Origin of the sequence: Trabulsiella odontotermitis, assembly GCF_001297775.1 — a bacterium.
Taxonomy (GTDB): domain Bacteria; phylum Pseudomonadota; class Gammaproteobacteria; order Enterobacterales; family Enterobacteriaceae; genus Trabulsiella; species Trabulsiella odontotermitis.
On sequence record NZ_LIFX01000001.1, the window covers coordinates 111,138 to 129,000 of the forward strand.

18 protein-coding genes are annotated in these 17,863 nt (G+C 56.3%); 8 read left to right on the forward strand and 10 right to left on the reverse strand.

The features are described from left to right. Positions 1-24: 24 nt before the first annotated feature. On the reverse strand, positions 25-1,134 hold the full coding sequence (gene livK / locus AOY23_RS00520; RefSeq protein WP_054177918.1) for a high-affinity branched-chain amino acid ABC transporter substrate-binding protein LivK: 1,110 nt from the start codon (positions 1,132-1,134) through the stop codon (positions 25-27). A gap of 417 nt (positions 1,135-1,551) precedes the next feature. On the opposite strand from livK, the gene panM reads away from it, so the two are divergent. After that, positions 1,552-1,935 carry an aspartate 1-decarboxylase autocleavage activator PanM gene (panM, locus tag AOY23_RS00525; RefSeq protein ID WP_054177919.1) on the forward strand — a complete coding sequence of 128 codons (384 nt, stop codon included), beginning with the start codon at positions 1,552-1,554 and terminating at the stop codon, positions 1,933-1,935. 82 nt (positions 1,936-2,017) lie between these two features. On the opposite strand, the gene livJ is transcribed toward panM, so the two are convergent. Together livJ and AOY23_RS00535 are read right to left on the reverse strand one after the other, a co-directional pair. After that, positions 2,018-3,121 carry a branched chain amino acid ABC transporter substrate-binding protein LivJ gene (livJ, locus tag AOY23_RS00530; RefSeq protein WP_152958334.1) on the reverse strand — a complete coding sequence of 368 codons (1,104 nt, stop codon included), beginning with the start codon at positions 3,119-3,121 and terminating at the stop codon, positions 2,018-2,020. Positions 3,122-3,328: 207 nt separating this feature from the next. Continuing rightward, positions 3,329-4,594, reverse strand: a complete 1,266-nt coding sequence (locus tag AOY23_RS00535) for a 4-aminobutyrate--2-oxoglutarate transaminase (RefSeq protein WP_054178133.1) — start codon at positions 4,592-4,594, stop codon at positions 3,329-3,331. A 117-nt stretch (positions 4,595-4,711) separates the two neighbouring features. On the opposite strand from AOY23_RS00535, the gene pdxR reads away from it, so the two are divergent. Then, positions 4,712-6,178, forward strand: coding sequence for a MocR-like pyridoxine biosynthesis transcription factor PdxR (gene pdxR / locus AOY23_RS00540; protein ID WP_054177921.1), 1,467 nt, complete (start codon positions 4,712-4,714; stop codon positions 6,176-6,178). A gap of 51 nt (positions 6,179-6,229) precedes the next feature. On the opposite strand, the gene rpoH is transcribed toward pdxR, so the two are convergent. The 4 genes from rpoH to ftsY all read right to left on the reverse strand — a co-directional run bounded on the left by rpoH (position 6,230) and on the right by ftsY (position 10,343). Further along, on the reverse strand, positions 6,230-7,084 hold the full coding sequence (gene rpoH / locus AOY23_RS00545; RefSeq protein WP_054177922.1) for an RNA polymerase sigma factor RpoH: 855 nt from the start codon (positions 7,082-7,084) through the stop codon (positions 6,230-6,232). Positions 7,085-7,340: 256 nt separating this feature from the next. Further along, a complete protein-coding gene (gene ftsX / locus AOY23_RS00550) occupies positions 7,341-8,399 on the reverse strand; it encodes a permease-like cell division protein FtsX (RefSeq protein ID WP_054178134.1) in 1,059 nt (352 codons plus the stop codon). Beyond that, positions 8,392-9,057, reverse strand: a complete 666-nt coding sequence (gene ftsE / locus AOY23_RS00555; protein ID WP_054177923.1) for a cell division ATP-binding protein FtsE — start codon at positions 9,055-9,057, stop codon at positions 8,392-8,394. The genes ftsX and ftsE overlap by 8 nt, the downstream gene beginning before the upstream one ends. A 2-nt stretch (positions 9,058-9,059) precedes the next feature. Next, the gene (gene ftsY / locus AOY23_RS00560) at positions 9,060-10,343 is read right to left on the reverse strand and encodes a signal recognition particle-docking protein FtsY (RefSeq protein ID WP_054177924.1); all 1,284 of its coding nucleotides are present in this window, start codon (positions 10,341-10,343) and stop codon (positions 9,060-9,062) included. A 185-nt stretch (positions 10,344-10,528) separates the two neighbouring features. On the opposite strand from ftsY, the gene rsmD reads away from it, so the two are divergent. Both rsmD and AOY23_RS00570 read left to right on the forward strand, forming a co-directional pair. Beyond that, entirely contained in the window at positions 10,529-11,125 is a 597-nt protein-coding gene (rsmD, locus tag AOY23_RS00565; protein WP_054177925.1) for a 16S rRNA (guanine(966)-N(2))-methyltransferase, read from the forward strand. Next, complete coding sequence (locus tag AOY23_RS00570) at positions 11,115-11,390, forward strand: DUF1145 family protein (protein ID WP_049849935.1); 276 nt, start codon at positions 11,115-11,117, stop codon at positions 11,388-11,390. Before rsmD ends, AOY23_RS00570 begins: the two co-directional genes overlap by 11 nt. A 48-nt stretch (positions 11,391-11,438) precedes the next feature. Here the strand turns inward: AOY23_RS00570 and AOY23_RS00575 are convergent, their stop codons facing one another. Next, positions 11,439-11,798, reverse strand: a complete 360-nt coding sequence (locus AOY23_RS00575; RefSeq protein ID WP_054177926.1) for a DUF2500 domain-containing protein — start codon at positions 11,796-11,798, stop codon at positions 11,439-11,441. A gap of 141 nt (positions 11,799-11,939) precedes the next feature. On the opposite strand from AOY23_RS00575, the gene AOY23_RS00580 reads away from it, so the two are divergent. Next, complete coding sequence (locus AOY23_RS00580; protein ID WP_054177927.1) at positions 11,940-12,566, forward strand: lysoplasmalogenase; 627 nt, start codon at positions 11,940-11,942, stop codon at positions 12,564-12,566. A gap of 77 nt (positions 12,567-12,643) precedes the next feature. After that, positions 12,644-14,845, forward strand: coding sequence for a Zn(II)/Cd(II)/Pb(II) translocating P-type ATPase ZntA (zntA, locus tag AOY23_RS00585; RefSeq protein ID WP_054177928.1), 2,202 nt, complete (start codon positions 12,644-12,646; stop codon positions 14,843-14,845). A gap of 48 nt (positions 14,846-14,893) precedes the next feature. On the opposite strand, the gene tusA is transcribed toward zntA, so the two are convergent. Next, positions 14,894-15,139 (reverse strand): sulfurtransferase TusA, encoded by a 246-nt coding sequence (gene tusA, locus AOY23_RS00590; protein WP_054177929.1) that lies wholly within the window; start codon positions 15,137-15,139, stop codon positions 14,894-14,896. A 168-nt stretch (positions 15,140-15,307) separates the two neighbouring features. Here tusA and AOY23_RS00595 point away from each other — a divergent pair, with 168 nt between their 5' ends. Together AOY23_RS00595 and AOY23_RS00600 are read left to right on the forward strand one after the other, a co-directional pair. Then, positions 15,308-15,973 carry a 7-cyano-7-deazaguanine/7-aminomethyl-7-deazaguanine transporter gene (locus AOY23_RS00595; RefSeq protein ID WP_054177930.1) on the forward strand — a complete coding sequence of 222 codons (666 nt, stop codon included), beginning with the start codon at positions 15,308-15,310 and terminating at the stop codon, positions 15,971-15,973. 73 nt (positions 15,974-16,046) lie between these two features. Further along, the gene (locus AOY23_RS00600) at positions 16,047-16,604 is read left to right on the forward strand and encodes a DcrB family lipoprotein (RefSeq protein WP_054177931.1); all 558 of its coding nucleotides are present in this window, start codon (positions 16,047-16,049) and stop codon (positions 16,602-16,604) included. Here the strand turns inward: AOY23_RS00600 and AOY23_RS00605 are convergent, their stop codons facing one another. Continuing rightward, on the reverse strand, positions 16,605-17,825 hold the full coding sequence (locus tag AOY23_RS00605; RefSeq protein ID WP_054177932.1) for an MFS transporter: 1,221 nt from the start codon (positions 17,823-17,825) through the stop codon (positions 16,605-16,607). It lies immediately after the preceding gene. Between the last annotated feature and the right edge of the window lie 38 nt (positions 17,826-17,863).

A 17,863-nucleotide genomic window follows, 5' to 3' on the forward strand; every position in this document is an offset into this window, starting at 1 on the left:
TTTCAACCCTACAGAACGGGATAATCATTTGGCTGCGGTTGACGAACCGTCGGCATGCCACTGGAAAACTCCAAACTCAAATCCCTTCAGATCGCCTTTTTCATCCCAGTTCAGCGGCCCTATTACGGTATCTGCACCGTGTGCTTTCAGATCGTTAATCAGATCCTGTGGTTCTTTGCTGCCTGTACGATCCATGGCGGTTGCCAGCGACTGTACAGCGGCGTAAGTGATCCAGACATACGGCCCGCTTGGATCTTTTTTCTCTTCTTTCAGCGCATTGACGATAGCGCTGTTTGCCGGAACCTGGTCATAGCGTTTCGGCATGGTCACCAGCATGCCCTCTGCGGCATCGCCCGCGATATTGGACAGCGACGCGTTACCCACACCTTCCGGCCCCATAAACTGGGTTTTCAGGTTGACCGAGCGTGCCTGACGCAGCAACTGCCCCATTTCCGGGTAATAGCCACCGTAATAGACGAAATCGATATTCTCTTTCTTCAGGCGGGAGACGAGGGCTGAGAAATCTTTTTCCCCGGCGGTGATGCCGTCAAAAAAGACCACACTGGCGCCGCCCTGTTTCAGGCCATCCTGCACCGAACGTGCCAGCCCTTCGCCGTACTGCTGTTTGTCATGAATGATCGCGATACGCTGCGGCTTCACGTTCTCAAGAATGTATTTCGCCGCTGTCGGCCCCTGAGAAGAGTCAAGCCCGGCGGTACGCATAATGTACTGGTAGCCACGCTGGGTCAGCTCCGGGTTGGTTGCGCCCGGCGAGATCATCAGAATACCTTCGTCTTCGTAGATGTCAGACGCGGGCTGGGTGGAAGAGGAGCAAAGATGGCCGATGACGTACTTAATGCCGTCGTTGACCACTTTGTTAGCGACGGCCACGGCCTGTTTCGGATCGCATGCGTCGTCATATTCAACGCCGACCAGCTTATCGCCTTTGATGCCGCCTTTTGCGTTGATGTTTTTGATGGCTTCACGTGCACCGTTGAATTCCATATCGCCCCATTGAGCCACCGGGCCGGACATCGCACCAACAATCGCCACTTTAATTTCGTCTGCCAGAGCAGCCTGTGACATTGCCAGTGCGATCATCCCCGCGATCACTGTCTTCGCGTTCCTTTTCATTCGTTAAACTCCGTTCGTGATGTCTGTGAATTTCTTGTAATTTTCTGGTTAAGAATCATGCTGTATTTTTATTGCACAATTCTATTTTTACCAGTTTCTTTAATGGTTTAGAGTCATCTTTTACTGAAATTCAGATCAAAATCTCTATTTTTCAGTCGATTAAGGAAAGATAATATTCTGAAATAATCGAGAGATAAACAAAAAAAGTCCGCGCCACAGCATAATATAACGGCATATAAAGCCGAACAATTCACTGCCCATCAGGCTAAAATGCTGCTTCTTTTTCGATCCCTAATGGATAAATCTGCATCGTTAATGAAGTAAAAATTAATCGGCTAATGAATGAATAAAAAACAGGCCCCCTACGAATGAGAAATTGAGTACACTTTCCTGACCGTTGTTACAGGAAAGCTTTGAATGAAACTGACCATCATCCGCCTTCAAACCCTGAGCGAGCAGGACAAAATCGATCTGGGTAAAATCTGGCCGGAATATACCGAAGCCTCATTAGCACTCGATGAATTACACCGTATTTACGCCGCCCGTTTTAACGATCGTCTGCTGGCGGCAGTTCGCGTGACCCTGAGCGGCACCGAAGGCGCGCTGGACTCTCTGCGCGTGCGTGACGTCACCCGCCGTCGCGGCGTGGGGCAATATCTGGTGGAAGAGGTGCTGCGCGACAACCCCAGCATTTCCAGCTGGTGGATGGCAGATGTTGGCGTCGAAGATCGTGGCGTGATGGCGGCGTTTATGCAGGCGCTGAATTTCACCGCGCAGAAAGGCGGCTGGGAAAAACGATAAAAAAGCCCGGCGCTAACCGGGCTATCATTTTTACAGACTCAGTGCAGGCCGGGTAAGGCGACGCCGCCACCCGGCACTACTCTCATTTGGCATCAGTGGCAGTGCCGTTCGCATGCCAGGTAAAGACGCCGAACTCAAAGCCTTTCAGGTCGCCTTTCTCATCCCAGGACAGCGGTCCCATGACGGTATCGACGCTGTTGGCTTTCAGCCATGTGGCGATTTCCGCCGGATCGTCAGACTGGTTCAGACCGGCTGACAGCGATTGCACCGCCGCATAGGTGGTCCAGACGAACGCGCCGCTCGGATCTTCTTTCTTCGCTTTAATCGCATCCACCACCGGTTTGTTCGCCGGGATCTGATCGTAGTTCTTCGGCTTGGTTACCAGCATGCCTTCCGCAGATTCACCGGCAATGTTAGACAGTGAAACGTTCGCCACGCCTTCCGGCCCCATAAACTGCGTTTTCAGACCCGCAGCACGCGCCTGGCGCAGGATCTGCCCCATTTCCGGGTGATAGCCGCCGTAGTAGACGAAATCGATATTTTCTTTCTTCAGACGTGCCACCAGGGTGGAGAAATCTTTCTCGCCCGCAGTGATACCATCAAAGAACACGACGTTAGCGTTGCCTTTCTTGAGACCGTCCTGTACCGCACGGGCCAGGCCTTCACCGTACTGCTGCTTATCGTGAACAATAGCAATGCGCTGCGGTTTCACTTTCTCAAGAATATATTTTGCGGCAGTCGGACCCTGATCGGAATCGAGACCGGTGGTGCGCAGCACCAGTTTATAACCGCGCGCGGTCAGCTCAGGCGCTGTCGCCGCCGGTGTGATCATCAGAATGCCTTCGTCTTCGTAGATATCAGACGCTGGCTGGGTGGAAGAGGAACAGAGATGGCCGATAACGTACTTAACGCCGTCGTTAACCACTTTGTTCGCTACCGCTACCGCCTGTTTCGGGTCGCAGGCATCATCATATTTGGTAATAACGAGCTTGTTGCCTTTGATGCCGCCTTTCGCATTGATATCCGCAACCGCCTGCTCAGCACCGGTAAATTCCTGATCGCCATATTGCGCAACCGGACCGGACATCGCACCGACCACGGCGACTTTGATGTCTTCTGCCAGCGCCATCTGACTGAACGCCAACGCGATACATCCTGCCAGTAACGCTTTACCCTTCATTTTCATCCTGAGATTCCCCATTGTTTATGGTGATTGCATTTGTTGTGATGTTGTTTTTTAGCGCTTTATTTCGATTTTATGTCTACCGCCCGCGCTTATGCAGCATACTCTGCTAAAACATACCCCATTTTTCAGTATTTGACAGGTGAAATTTGACGATTTTTTTACAGGGGCAAGGGTAAAAAAAAGCCGCTCCGAAGAGCGGCTGGTGGTTTATCGGGTCAGCGAGCGGTAAATGATATCAAGCGCTTTGCGGAACTGCTCATCCGGGATCGTGAGCGGATAGAGGAAGCGGATGACGTTGCCATACACGCCGCAACTCAGCAGCAGCAGCCCCTCTTTCATCGCTTTTTCCTGGAACTGACGGGTATATTCCGGGGAAGGCTGGCCGGTCTGCGGATCGTTAAACTCTACCGCCACCATCGATCCCTGCGCGCGGATGTCGGTGATCCAGGCGCACTCCGGTCTGGCTTTATTCAGGACTTCCGTCAGGTGTTGACCGAGCTGGCTGGCGCGCTGGCACAGGTTCTCTTCTTCAATCACATCCAGCACGGCATGCGCTGCCGCCACCGCCAACGGGTTACCGGCGTAGGTACCGCCCAGTCCGCCAGGCGCTGGCGCGTCCATTACGTCTGCACGACCCACTACACCGGAGAGCGGCATCCCGCCTGCCAGGCTTTTTGCCATCGTCATCAGATCCGGCTTCACGTCGTAGTGCTGCATGGCGAACAGTTTGCCGGTACGGGCAAAACCGGTCTGCACTTCATCAGCAATCAGCAGAATACCGTGGGTGTCGCACAGCGTGCGCAGCCCCTGGATGAAATCAGCGGGCGCAACGTTGAAACCGCCTTCGCCCTGTACCGGCTCAAGAATGATCGCCGCGACCTGATCGGGCGCGATATCCGCTTTGAAAATACGATCCAGACTCTTCAGCGCATCAGCAGTGGTCACGCCATGTGCGGCATTGGGATAGACGCCGTGATACACCGAACCCGGGAACGGACCAAAGCCGATTTTGTACGGTGCCACTTTGCCGGTCAGCGCCATGGTCATAAAAGTACGACCGTGGAAACCGCCACCAAAGGTGATAAGGCCAGGGCGTCGGGTGTAAGCGCGGGCGATTTTCACCGCGTTCTCGACCGCTTCGGCGCCAGTAGTGAAAAACGCTGTTTTTGCCGGGCCTGCAATCGGTGCCAGCGCGTTAATGCGCTCGGCCAGCGTGACATAACTTTCGTAGGGAACGATCTGGTAAGCGGTATGGGTAAAAGCCTGAAGCTGTTTTTCAATTGCCGCGACCACTTTCGGGTGACGATGGCCGGTATTCAGCACGGCAATCCCGGCGGCAAAATCGATAACTTCATTGCCTTCAGTATCCCACAGCGTGGCGTTCTCAGCCTGCTGCGCATAGTAATCGCACATCACCCCCACACCGCGCGGCGTTGCCTGTAAACGACGCTGATTCAGTTCGCTATTTTTCATGCTGCTGTTCCCCATCATTGATTCGGTCAGTGTTAACAACTATGAAACAATGTCATGGTTTTACCCCTTAAGCGGTCCTATAATCGAGTACCAGTTTCGAATAATTGAGGGATCCAATTGCGTTCTTTAGTGTGTGATCTCCTGCAGCTGCGGATGGACGAGCAGCGCGAAGGCAAACTGCACAAGAAACTCTATAACGCGATCCGACTGTCGATACTTGATGGCAGCCTGCCGCCGCAGAGCCGTTTACCGCCGTCGCGCGATCTCGCCGCGCAGCTTAAACTTTCACGAAACACGGTCCTCACTGTCTATGAACAGCTGGGAGCCGAAGGCTACATTGTTTCCTGGTCCGGTAGCGGCACCTTTGTGGCGCAGACGGTGCCGGACAGCCTGCTCTTTGCCTCTCAGCCCTCTGCGGAGAGCGCCCGGAAAACGCGGAGTGTGACGTTCTCGCAACGTGGTCAGCGCCTCCTTGAGCATAGCAGCGCCAGCCCGCGTCAGTGGGGTGCATTTCTGCCCGGTATTCCGGACGTCAGCGAGTTCCCGCATGCGCTGCTGCGGAAAATCCATCATCGCCTCAGCCGTAAACCGCTGCCAATGCAGTTTTCTTATAGCCCGTCCGGCGGCAGCCCGGCGCTACAGCAGGCGCTGATGGAGTATCTGCGCGTGGCGCGCTCGGTGCGCTGCACGCCGGATCAAATCCTCATTACCGAAGGCATTCATCAGGCTATCGATCTGGTATCGCGCATGTTGTGTAACCCCGGCGATCGCGCCTGGATTGAAGAGCCTGCCTACTGGGGAATTCGCAATGTGCTGCAGATGAACGGCGTGGAGTTGCAGGCGATAGCGGTCGATAAAAGCGGTATGAACCCGCCCGATCTCGTCGAAACACCGCCGCGGCTGATATTCGTCACTCCCTCGCACCAGTATCCGCTCGGCTGTGTCATGAGCCTGGAGCGCCGCCAGCGTTTGCTCGCGCTCGCCCACCAGACCGGTAGCTGGATTGTTGAAGATGATTACGACAGCGAGTTTCGCTTCTCCGGCCAGCCCATCCCGGCGTTGCAGGGGTTAGTGGAAGACGCGCCGGTCATTTACACCGGAACGTTCAGTAAAACGATGTGGCCCGGTCTGCGCCTGGGGTATGTCGTGCTGCCGCAGGTACTGGCGCAAACGCTGAAAACTGCCCATGCGGAGCTGTATCGCGGTGGACGGCTGCTGGATCAGGCCACGCTGGCGGAATTTATCGCCGAAGGGCATTACACCGCCCACATCCGCCGTATGCATCTGCTCTACGCCCGTCGACGCCAGCGGCTGGCGGGGCTGATTATCACGTATCTGGGGAAAGATGCGCTCAGCGACTTCAACGACAACGCCGGTTTACACCTGGTGCTGAAGCTCGACGACGATTGTGATGACGTGGCGATTGCCCGCGCGGCGAATGAAAAGGGTGTGCTGGTGCGTCCGCTCTCACGCTACTACCTGAAAAAAACGGCGATGCGTGGTTTGCTGATGGGGTTTGCGGCGATGAAAGAAGAAGAGATGGAAGGGGCGTTTAAAGTCCTGCTGAGCTGTATAAAAAAATAAAGCCGGGTGGCGACTACGCCTTACCCGGCCTGCATTTGCGCGATATGACGATTACGCTTCGATCGCGGCGCGCAGTTTTTTCATCGCGTTCTTTTCAAGCTGTCGCACGCGCTCAGCGGAAACGCCGTAGCGATCGGCCAGCTCCTGCAGCGTGGACTTGTTGTCTTCGTCCAGCCAGCGGGCGCGGATGATGTCCTGACTACGTGCGTCAAGACCTTCCATCGCGTGAGTCAGCTTGTTGGCAGCCTGATCTTCCCAGTTGTCCTCTTCAATGCCATCAGCAAAGTTAGAGGATTTGTCCTGCAGATAGAGCACCGGCGCCATCGGCTGGCTGTCGGACTCGTCGTCCGGCGACATGTCAAAGGTCATGTCCTGCGCCGCCATACGCGATTCCATCTCACGCACGTCTTTGCTGGAAACACCCAGCTCACGGGCAACCATTTCCACTTCATCCTGGTTAAACCAGCCCAGACGCTGCTTGGTTTTGCGCAGGTTAAAGAACAGTTTACGCTGCGCTTTGGTGGTGGCGACCTTCACGATACGCCAGTTACGCAGCACGTATTCGTGAATTTCTGCTTTGATCCAGTGAACCGCGAAGGAGACCAGACGCACACCCACTTCCGGGTTGAAGCGACGCACGGCCTTCATCAGACCGATGTTGCCTTCCTGGATCAAGTCAGCCTGCGGCAGGCCGTAGCCCGCATAATTACGAGCAACGTGAACAACAAAGCGCAGGTGAGACAGGATCAGCGTCTTAGCTGCTTCCAGATCGCCCTGGTAATGCAGCCTTTCAGCCAGTGCCCGCTCTTCATCAGCCGACAACATCGGCCATGCGTTCGCAGCCCGGATATAAGATTCCAGGTTACCAACGGGGGCTAAAGCTAAATTTTGCATTTCTTTGGTCATTCAAATCCTCTCAATTCGTATCTTCTGAGCCATGCCGTCCCTCTTAGAGGCAACAAGCATGCCAGAACTGATGAGCAACGAGATTAGCATTCACTCTTTTATCAGACAGTGATTTTATCCACAAGTTCAATGCAACCTTGTGGGTAAATTACGCACAAAATGTGACACAGAAATGATAATGCGGGGGAAGAGAGAAACAGGGACTCTTCCCTGCAGAGCGATTTTCGATGCAGGGAAAGAGTATATCAGAATTTTTTTAATCCGGCGTAAAGTGGCGTAAATGTTGTACGGTCGCCAGCCACGCCGCCACCCAGCCGATCATTGCGCTGACCAGCAGCAACAGCAGGCATTCATCGAACGACAGGCCGCTCAGCTCAAACTGGGTGCCAAATACTTTAGCCACTTCGGTCACCGCCGACGACAGCCGCATCACCAGAATTTCGGACAAAATGAGCGACAAAAACGCGCCAGAGAAGCCCAACAACGCGCCACCGTAGAGGAAAGGTCTCAGGATAAATCCGTCGGTTGCGCCAATCAGCTTCTGCACGTTGATGGTATCGCGACGGGCAAAGATACTCAGACGCACGCTGTTGCCGATGACGAGAAATACCGCCGCCACCATCAACACGCCGATCATCGCCGACACGCGCCCCACCAGACCGGTTAACGATGCCAGACGCGCGAACCAGCTGTCATCCATACGCACTTCGTCCACGCCGTGAACGCGTGATACGCGATCACGCAACGTGTTCAGCGATTCGGTTCCCTGAAAGTCCAGTTTCGGGATCACCACCGCAACGGCAGGCAATGGGTTCTCTTCCAGCATATCCAGCGCGCCGCCAAACCCCGACCAGTTACGGAACTCGCCCAGCGCCTCTTCGCGCGAGAGATAGTTCACTTTCTCCACGCCCTGCTCGGCCTGCAACTGCGCCACCACCTGCGCGGCGGCGTCGTCATCCAGCGTTTTATCCAGATAGACGGTGATCTGCGGTGACGGATAATACTGCGCCGCAGCGCTGTTGACGTTTTTGTACACCATATAGCAGACGCTCGGCAGCGTCAGGGAGATAGCGATGACCATCACCGTCAGGAACGTCGCCAGTGGTTTGCTTTTCAGATCCTGCAACGCGCCCTGCCAGGCATAGCGCACCTGCTCATTAAAGACGTTGGTTTTACGGGAGTTGGGCTTCGTCGATGCCCTGGCGCGCTTTGGCGCATTGCGGTTGCCATCACCCTGCCCGCTGCCAGACGAGCGGACGCGATCAAAGCGATTGCTGAACCGCCGGATATGATTCATTGCCTCGCGTTTATTCACCATGGCCTCCATGCAAATGCCCGTCGCTCAGCGTCAGCATGCGATAGGAACGACTGGAGATCAGCCCCAAATCGTGCGTCGCCATCAGCACGGTGACCCCCACGCGGTTGAACTCTTCAAACAGGCGCAGAATACCTTCCGACAGCACCTCGTCCAGGTTACCGGTAGGTTCATCCGCCAGCAGGACGGCCGGTTTGTTCACCACCGCGCGGGCAATGCCCACGCGTTGCTGTTCACCGCCGGAAAGCTGAATCGGGAGACTTTTCGCTTTATCGAGCAGTCCGACTTTGTCCAGCGCTGCCGACACGCGACGACGAATGTCATCACCGCTGGCGCCAGCGATGATCAGCGGGATCGCCACGTTGTCGTAGACGGTTCTGTCCATCAGCAGATGGTGATCCTGAAAAATCATACCGATCTGACGACGCAGAAACGGCACTTCGCGGTTTTTCAGCCGCGTGATGTCGTGGCCGCTAAACAAGATTTTTCCGGCGCTCGGACGCTCAATCCCACAGATCAGCTTGAGCAGTGTACTTTTCCCCGCGCCGGAATGGCCGGTCAGGAACGCCATCTCGCCCGGTTGCAGGTGGAATGTGACCCCCTGCAACGCTTGTCTCCCACCGAGATAGGCCTTGCTGACATGTTCAAAGCGAATCATTGTTAGTCCTCTCGGGCAAAAAGTGCCTCAATAAAATCGCCCGCATTAAACGGACGTAAGTCCTCTATACGTTCGCCGACGCCGATGTAGCGGATCGGAATGCCGAACTGATCGGCAACGGAGAAGATCACCCCGCCTTTCGCGGTGCCGTCAAGCTTGGTCAACGTGATCCCGGTCAGGCCAACCGCTTCGTGGAACAGTTTCGCCTGGCTGATGGCGTTCTGCCCGGTGCTGGCGTCGATAGTCAGCATCACCTCGTGCGGCGCCTCTTCGTCGAGTTTTTTCATCACCCGGACTATCTTCTTCAGCTCTTCCATCAGGTGCGATTTGTTCTGCAAACGCCCGGCGGTATCGGCGATCAGCACATCAATGTTGCGCGCTTTCGCCGCCTGAATGGCGTCGAAAATCACCGAGGCGGAATCAGCGCCGGTATGCTGCGCAATCACCGGAATATTGTTGCGCTGACCCCAGACCTGCAACTGTTCAACCGCCGCGGCGCGGAAAGTATCACCCGCCGCCAGCATCACTGATTTACCCTGCTGTTCAAACTGGCGCGCCAGTTTGCCGATGGTGGTGGTTTTACCCACACCGTTAACGCCAACCATCAGAATAACAAACGGTGTTTTGCCTTCAATATTAAGCGGTTCATCCACTTTTGCGAGGATATCGCCCATTTCATCTTTCAGCAGACCGTACAATGCTTCAGCGTCGCGCAGTTGTTTGCGGCTCGCACCTTCGGTCAGATTGGTGATGATCTTACGGGTCGTTTCCACGCCGACGTCGGCAATCAGCAGCTGTTCTTCCAGCTCATCAAACAGATCATCGTCGATTTTCTTGCCGCGGAACAGGCTGATAAATCCGGATCCGAGATTTTCTTTTGTCTTTACCAGGCTACGCTTCAGACGTGAGAAGAACCCTTCTTTAGTGGGTTTTTCCTGTTCCTGCGGGGCAACATCCGTAGCAGGCTCAGCGTCACCATCGATGGCATTTTCCGCCGCGTCGGCCGCTGCCAGCGCCTGCACTTCCAGTTCGTCGTCGGAAATCACCGGTTCGTCGTCTTCCGGCAGCGGCAGTTCTTCATGCGCGATCGCCGCCTCTGTCGCCGGTTCGTCTTCAGTAACCTCAGCGACATCCTCAACCGCAGGCTCAACCGTCGTTTCTTCTTGCTGTTCTTCCGCTATCGCCTGTTGTTCGTCTGTCTGCTGTTCAACATCGGTTTCCTGCGCCTGCTCTTTCTGGCCAAGACCCAGCCAGGAAAACAGGCCACGTTTTTTCTCTTTTGCCATTGGCGACCACACTCCTCGCTGTTGATTCATGGCACAGCCGCCTTATCGCAAACAGGGGGCTGAAAAAAATAATAATTTAGCGGTGTAGTCTACCACTTAACTTAGCGCGCATCACCGCATTAAGGTTTCGCCAATCGCCGCTCATCGCTAGAATAGCAGGGGAAAAGAGTGAACTGAGCAATAAAATGAAGAAACCTAATCACGCGGGCAGCGGCCAGATCCGCATTATCGGCGGGCAATGGCGCGGTCGAAAGCTACCGGTGCCTGACAGCCCCGGCCTGCGACCGACGACCGACCGGGTCCGCGAAACCCTGTTTAACTGGCTGGCACCGCATATGGTCGACGCGCGTTGCCTCGACTGTTTTGCCGGTAGCGGCGCGTTGGGGCTGGAAGCCCTCTCACGTTATGCCGCCAGCGCCACGCTGCTGGAAATGGATCGCAACGTCTCCCGGCAATTACAGCAAAACCTTGCCACACTAAAAGCAGCCAACGCCCGTGTCGTGAATACCAATTCGCTGACCTTCCTGGCGCAGCCTGGTACACCGCACGATGTCGTGTTTATTGATCCGCCATTCCGTAAAGGGCTGTTGGATGAGACGCTGCACCTGCTGGAAAGCAACGGCTGGCTGGCGGATGACGCGCTGATTTATGTCGAAAGTGAAGTAGAAAACGGTTTACCGCCGGTGCCTGCCAGCTGGGATTTGCATCGGGAAAAAGTGGCGGGACAGGTCGCTTACCGTTTGTATCATCGGGAAACGCAAGGAGAAAACGATGCTGATTAACTTAGGACGCCTGCTGATGCTGTTTGTCTGGGCGTTTCTGCTACTGAATCTGGTGCAGCCGTTTCCGCGTCCGCTGAATATTTTTGTTAATGTCGCGCTGGTATTTATGGTGCTGATGCACGGCATGCAAATGGCGCTGCTGAAAACGACGCTGCCAAAAGATGGCCCACAAATGACCACCTGGGAGAAGATCCGTATTTTCCTGTTTGGGGTGTTTGAACTGCTGGTCTGGCAGAAAAAGTTTAAGGCGCAGATGAAGAAGTAATTTGTGCGTTTTGGCCCGGTGGCGCTTCGCTTACCGGGCCTACGAAGATTAATGGTCTGCGGTAAATCCCTCAAACCTTGACCCTTTGTAGCTCAGCGTTCCTTTATCGCCCACGGTCAACTGGTGATACTGTTTTTCATTCAGGCGGAACGTCATTTCCAGCCCGCCGTTTTCCGGTTTAAAACTGACGTCATAACGCATACTGCTGCCCGCCGGGGCAACAATCTGCTGGCGTGAACGGCGATCATCCAGCACCTTCTCACGCTTGTTGCTCACCACGACCCGCTTTTGCATCAGCGGTGCGGCGTCGTTATCCATCTTTTCGCGGCGCTGCTGGACGTAACGAAACGACGCGGCAACGACAATAATCGCCACCACCACGACAAAAAACAGCGGCATTTTACTCATTCATCAGTCCCATAAGAATTTACGGAAATCAGCATACCGCGGCATGCCGTGCATTGTCATCCCTGTGCCCGGAGCACTACACTGGAGGGAAGAGCCTTGAGCGTACCGCTCATTCAACAATAACAGATACAGGGACTTACTATGCTTTGGTCGTTTATTGCTGTCTGTTTATCCGGCTGGTTGTACGTCGATGCGTCGTATCGCGGCCCCGTCTGGCAACGCTGGGTATTCAAACCCGTCACCCTGATCCTGCTTCTGCTGCTGGCGCTGCAGGCGCCGATGTTCGACACCATCAGTTATCTGGTGCTGGCGGGCTTGTGTGCCTCGCTGGTGGGCGATGCGCTGACGCTGCTGCCCCGTCAGCGGCTGTTGTACGCCATTGGCGCGTTTTTCCTGTCGCACCTGCTGTATACCATCTATTTTGCCAGCCAGATGACGCTCTCTTTCTTCTGGCCGCTGCCGCTGGCGCTCATCATCATCGGCGCGGTGCTGATTGCGGTGATCTGGACCCGACTGGAAGAGTTCCGCATGCCAGTGCTCACCTTTATCGCGATGACGCTGGTGATGGTGTGGATTGCGGGCGAGCTGTGGTTCCTGCGCCCCACCAGCCCGGCGCTGTCCGGTTTCCTGGGCGCGGGGTTGCTGCTGGTCGGCAATATCGTCTGGATGGTCAGTCATTATCGCCATCGGTTCAAAGCGGACAGCGCGATTGCCGCCGCCTGCTACTTCGCCGGGCACTTCCTGATCGTTCGTTCGCTTTATCTGTAATTAGCGCTTGACTCTGGAGTCGACTCCAGAGTGTATCCTCCGCGTAAATGAGAAAATTATCATTCGCGGAGGATGCCATGTCGACGTCAGAATCAGGCGGCAAAAAGGCCCCACAATTTACGTCATTCAAAATCGCGCCGGTCGTTGAAAAGGTGGATGAATGCTGCTGCGACGGCAGTTGCGATACCCCGGCGCCGGTCATTGAAACGCCCGCCACAGAGATGCGCTACAGTTGGGTGGTCGACGGTATGGACTGCGCCGCCTGTGCGCGCAAAGTCGAAACGGCAGTGCGCCAGGTCAGCGGCGTCAGCCAGGTTCAGGTGGTGTTTGCCACTGAAAAACTGCTGGTGGATGCCAGCGGCGACGTGCGTTCGCAGGTGGAAAACGCCGTGACCCGCGCCGGATATTCGCTGCGCACCGAAGGTGTCCCTCCGGCGTCTGCGCCGTCTCGTTTACAGGAAAACCTGCCGCTGATCCTGCTCATTGCGCTGATGGCCGTCAGCTGGGGACTTGAGCAGTTTAATCACCCGCTGGGCAACATCGCCTTTATCGCCACCACACTGGTCGGGTTGTATCCCATCGCCCGTCAGGCGCTGCGTCTGATGAAGACCGGTAGCTGGTTTGCTATTGAAACGCTGATGAGCGTGGCGGCCATCGGCGCACTGTTCATTGGCGCGACGGCGGAAGCGGCAATGGTACTGCTGCTGTTTTTAATCGGCGAGCGGCTTGAAGGCTGGGCGGCGAGCCGGGCGCGTCAGGGCGTTAGTGCGCTGATGGCGCTGAAACCCGAAACTGCAATTCGTTTGCGTGACGGTCAGCGGGAAACCGTCGCCCAGAATGCACTGCGCCCGGGTGATGTCATTGAAGTGGCGGCAGGCGGTCGTCTGCCTGCTGACGGTAAACTAATCTCGCCCTTCGCCAGTTTCGATGAAAGCGCATTAACCGGTGAGTCGGTACCGGTAGAGCGCACCGCAGGCGACAGCGTGGCCGCCGGGGCGACCAGCGTTGACCGTCTTGTACAGCTTGAGGTGATCTCCGAACCTGGCGACAGCGCCATCGACCGCATTCTGCGCCTGATTGAAGAAGCCGAAGAGAAACGCGCGCCCATCGAGCGCTTCATTGACCGCTTCAGCCGGGTTTATACCCCGGCGATCATGGCCATCGCCCTGCTGGTCGCCATCGTCCCACCGCTGTTTTTCGCCGCGGGCTGGCTGCCGTGGATCTACAAAGGGCTGACGCTGTTGCTGATTGGCTGCCCGTGTGCGCTGGTGATCTCCACCCCTGCGGCTATTACTTCCGGTCTCGCCGCTGCCGCACGACGCGGGGCGCTGATCAAAGGCGGTGCGGCGCTGGAACAGTTAGGCCGCATCAGGCATGTCGCGTTTGATAAAACCGGGACGCTGACGGTAGGTAAACCGCGCGTGACCACTGTCGTCCCAGTGAACCCTGGCGATGAAAACGAATTGCTGGCGCTGGCCGCTGCGGTGGAGCAGGGCTCCAGTCACCCGCTGGCGCTGGCGATTGTGCAGGAAGCGCAGCAGCGCCAGCTGGTACTGCCGCACGCCACCAACCAGCGTGCGCTGGCAGGCTCAGGCATCGAAGCAGAGGTCAATGGCAAACGCGTGCTGATTTGTGCGGCGGGCAAGTTCCCGGCAGGCGAGTATGAAGAACGCATTCAGGCACTGGAAAGCGCCGGGCAGACGGTAGTGATGGTTTCTCGCGACAACACGTTGCTGGGTATTGTGGCGATGCGCGATACGCTGCGCGATGACGCCCGTGCCGCGGTGGATGCGCTGCATCAGCTTGGCGTACAAGGGGTGATCCTGACCGGCGATAACCCGCGCGCGGCGGCGGCGATTGCCGGTGAGCTGGGGCTCGATTTCCGTGCCGGACTGCTGCCAGCCGATAAAGTCACCGCGGTGACGGCACTGAACGCCAGCGCGCCGCTGGCGATGGTTGGCGACGGCATTAACGACGCCCCGGCGATGAAAGCTTCCACCATTGGCATTGCGATGGGTAGCGGCACCGATGTGGCGCTGGAAACCGCCGATGCCGCCTTAACGCATAACCGCCTGACCGGGCTGGCGCAGATGATTCGCCTTGCCCGCGCCACCCACGCCAATATTCGTCAGAACATCACGATAGCACTGGGGCTGAAAGCGATTTTCCTGGTCACGACGTTGCTGGGAATTACCGGGCTGTGGCTGGCGGTGCTGGCGGATACTGGCGCGACGGTACTGGTGACCGCCAACGCGCTGAGATTATTAAGGGATAAATAGCATGCCGGGTGGCGGCTACGCCTGACCCGGCCTACACAGGGGCTGCCCTCAGCGCCCTTTGCGCAGCAGATAACGATACGGTAACGCGTCAGTCTGCTGCGCCACCAGTTCGTGCTCCATAAAGCGACAAAAACCGGGGATGTCACGTGTCGTGGCCGGATCGTCGGCAATAATCAACAGCGTTTCGCCGATTTGCATCGTACGCACGGTTTTACGCACCATCATCACAGGTTCAGGACAGCGGAGCCCTTGCGCATCAAGTGTGTGGTCAGGGCTGGAGAACGAATCGGTCATTATTATCTCACATGGCAAAAACGGCACTAGTTTACGCCGCCGCTTTCCCGATGCAAGTGAGGTTAACGATTGCGTGAAAATTAGCCATTGATCGCAGCACAGAACGCAGTACAATCCTGCCTCGAAATATATTGGGTTCCCTCACCCCAACTACTAAAAAGGTCAACAATGAGAACGTTTTCGGTAATGCAGCGCAAAAACGCGCTGATCTGGCTTTCGCTATTTCATCTGCTGGTGATCACCTCCAGTAACTATCTGGTTCAGTTGCCAATCACCATTTTTGGTTTTCACACCACCTGGGGTGCGTTCAGCTTTCCTTTCATCTTCCTGGCCACCGATTTAACCGTGCGCATTTTTGGCGCACCGCTCGCCCGACGCATTATTTTTGCCGTGATGGTGCCCGCGCTGCTGATTTCGTACGTGGTTTCGGCGCTGTTTTATATGGGCGAATGGCAGGGTTTTGCCGCACTCGGCACTTTCAACCTGTTCGTGGCACGTATCGCTACCGCCAGTTTTATGGCCTATGCGCTGGGGCAAATCCTTGACGTTCACGTCTTTAACCGCCTGCGTCAGAGCCGCCACTGGTGGCTGGCACCAACTGCCTCGACGCTGTTCGGTAACATCAGCGACACGCTCGCGTTTTTCTTCATCGCCTTCTGGCGCAGCCCGGATCCGTTTATGGCCGCGCACTGGGTGGAAATCGCGCTGGTCGACTACAGCTTCAAAGTGCTTATCAGCCTGATTTTCTTCCTGCCGATGTACGGTGTTCTGCTGAATATGCTATTGAAAAGGCTGACAGATAAATCCGAATTGTCACCATTGCAGGCGGGGTAAAATTTCGCGTCTGCGGTTGTGATAAGATATCTGAATGAGCCATTAATGGCCGTTTATCGAAAGGAAGAAGTCAATGCGCAATTTGGTTAAGTATGTCGGTATTGGCCTGCTGGTGATGGGGCTTGCGGCCTGTGATAACAGCGACACGAAAGCGCCTGCTCAAGGTGCGAATGCGGAAAGCAACGCGTCAGGCCAGCCGGTCAGCCTGCTGGACGGCAAACTCACCTTCTCTCTGCCGGCGGATATGACCGACCAGAGCGGCAAGCTGGGGACGCAAGCCAACAACATGCACGTTTATTCTGATGCCACCGGGCAGAAAGCGGTCATTGTGATTGTGGGCGACGACACGCAAGAAGCGTTGCCAGTGCTGGCGAAGCGTCTGGAAGATCAGCAGCGCAACCGCGATCCGCAGTTGCAGGTCGTGACCAACAAATCCATCGAACTGAAAGGCCACACGCTGCAGCAGCTCGACAGCATTATTTCTGCCAAAGGGCAAACGGCCTACTCGTCCGTCGTGCTGGGTAAAGTCGACAACAAACTGCTGACGATGCAGGTCACGCTGCCTGCTGACAACCAGCAACAGGCGCAGACTGCGGCGGAAAACATCATTAACACGCTCGTCATCCAGTAATTATTCCGCTGACGACATGGCCTCTGGTTCCGTGACCGGGGGCCATTTTTTTAACCGCCAGACCAGCAACAACGCCACGAGCACCAGCCCGGCCGCTGCCAGATAAATCATCGATACGCCCGCGTACGCCATCATCAGCCCGGCCAGCGGCCCGGTGATCCCCAGCGACATATCCATAAATACCGTGTAAGTCGCCAGCGCGGAGCCCTGATTCTGCTGCGGCACCGCTTTCACCGCCACCACGCCGAGCGCCGGAAAGACCAGCGAAAAGCCTGCGCCCGCGAGGAACGTACCGATGTTCGCCACCAGCGACGACTCAGCGACACCCACCAGCAGCAAGCCGACAATCTCAATCACAAAGCAGATCATCGCCACGTTCAGCCCGCCAAAGCGGTTAATCCCGTTGGGAAAAAGTAACCGCGTACCGACGAACGCCACGCTGAAAAAGGTCAGCGCCCAGGCTGCGCCATCCCAGCCTCTGGCATCATAAAACAGGGTGATAAAGGTGGCGATCACGCCAAAACCGGTGGTGGCGAGCGCCAGCGCCATGCCATACAGCCAGACGCGCCCGAGCACGGCGCGAAACGACATCGGTTTGCCCTTACCCGCTTTCACCGCCGGGCGCGGCAGCGCGCCAAAAATAGCCACCAGCGCCACGGCGATGATGGTCAGCGACAACCCGCGCAACCCTCCGTACTGATAGCAGAGCACACCCAGCGGCGCGCCCATCGCCATCGCACCGTAAGTCACGATACCGTTCCACGAAATCACCCGCCCGATATGCAGTGATCCCACCATACCCACGCCCCACAGCGTGGAGCCGGTACCGGCGAAACTCTGCCCGACACCGAGGATCAGACGCCCGACGCACAACAGAATAAGACTGAGGATCGGCCAGCCGCTGCCGAACCCGGCGAGCAGATAGCTGACACCGCTGAGGAAACAGCCGCACAGCCCAAACACCACCACTTTTTTTGGCCCGAGGAGATCGGCATAACGCCCCGCGTGAGGGCGACTGAGCAGGGTAGCGAAATACTGAATACTCACCACCAGCCCGGCCCAGAAGGCGCTGAACCCCATCACGTCATGGACGTAGCCGGGCAGCACCGCCAGCGGCAGGCCGATGGTGAGATAACTGGCAAAATTGAAAATCGCAACAGAGATGATGCGTAAGTTAAGGCGCAGGCCCGTCAGCTCTTGCCCCGCGACGGAGTCAGGCATAGCGTTACCCTGATTTTCACAACCGTGTTTCATTATTG

Excerpts from the sequence above, each read along its gene's own strand:
- ftsY (WP_054177924.1), bottom strand. The coding sequence starts at position 10,343 with ATGGCAAAAGAGAAAAAACGTGGCCTGTTTTCCTGGCTGGGTCTTGGC.
- ftsE (WP_054177923.1), bottom strand. The coding sequence starts at position 9,057 with ATGATTCGCTTTGAACATGTCAGCAAGGCCTATCTCGGTGGGAGACAA.
- AOY23_RS00605 (WP_054177932.1), bottom strand. The coding sequence starts at position 17,825 with ATGCCTGACTCCGTCGCGGGGCAAGAGCTGACGGGCCTGCGCCTTAAC.
- rpoH (WP_054177922.1), bottom strand. The coding sequence starts at position 7,084 with ATGACCAAAGAAATGCAAAATTTAGCTTTAGCCCCCGTTGGTAACCTG.
- AOY23_RS00575 (WP_054177926.1), bottom strand. The coding sequence starts at position 11,798 with ATGAGTAAAATGCCGCTGTTTTTTGTCGTGGTGGTGGCGATTATTGTC.
- AOY23_RS00600 (WP_054177931.1), top strand. The coding sequence starts at position 16,047 with ATGCGCAATTTGGTTAAGTATGTCGGTATTGGCCTGCTGGTGATGGGG.
- panM (WP_054177919.1), top strand. The coding sequence starts at position 1,552 with ATGAAACTGACCATCATCCGCCTTCAAACCCTGAGCGAGCAGGACAAA.
- AOY23_RS00595 (WP_054177930.1), top strand. The coding sequence starts at position 15,308 with ATGAGAACGTTTTCGGTAATGCAGCGCAAAAACGCGCTGATCTGGCTT.
- livK (WP_054177918.1), bottom strand. The coding sequence starts at position 1,134 with ATGAAAAGGAACGCGAAGACAGTGATCGCGGGGATGATCGCACTGGCA.
- zntA (WP_054177928.1), top strand. The coding sequence starts at position 12,644 with ATGTCGACGTCAGAATCAGGCGGCAAAAAGGCCCCACAATTTACGTCA.
- AOY23_RS00570 (WP_049849935.1), top strand. The coding sequence starts at position 11,115 with ATGCTGATTAACTTAGGACGCCTGCTGATGCTGTTTGTCTGGGCGTTT.
- tusA (WP_054177929.1), bottom strand. The coding sequence starts at position 15,139 with ATGACCGATTCGTTCTCCAGCCCTGACCACACACTTGATGCGCAAGGG.
- livJ (WP_152958334.1), bottom strand. The coding sequence starts at position 3,121 with ATGAAAATGAAGGGTAAAGCGTTACTGGCAGGATGTATCGCGTTGGCG.
- AOY23_RS00535 (WP_054178133.1), bottom strand. The coding sequence starts at position 4,594 with ATGAAAAATAGCGAACTGAATCAGCGTCGTTTACAGGCAACGCCGCGC.
- rsmD (WP_054177925.1), top strand. The coding sequence starts at position 10,529 with ATGAAGAAACCTAATCACGCGGGCAGCGGCCAGATCCGCATTATCGGC.
- AOY23_RS00580 (WP_054177927.1), top strand. The coding sequence starts at position 11,940 with ATGCTTTGGTCGTTTATTGCTGTCTGTTTATCCGGCTGGTTGTACGTC.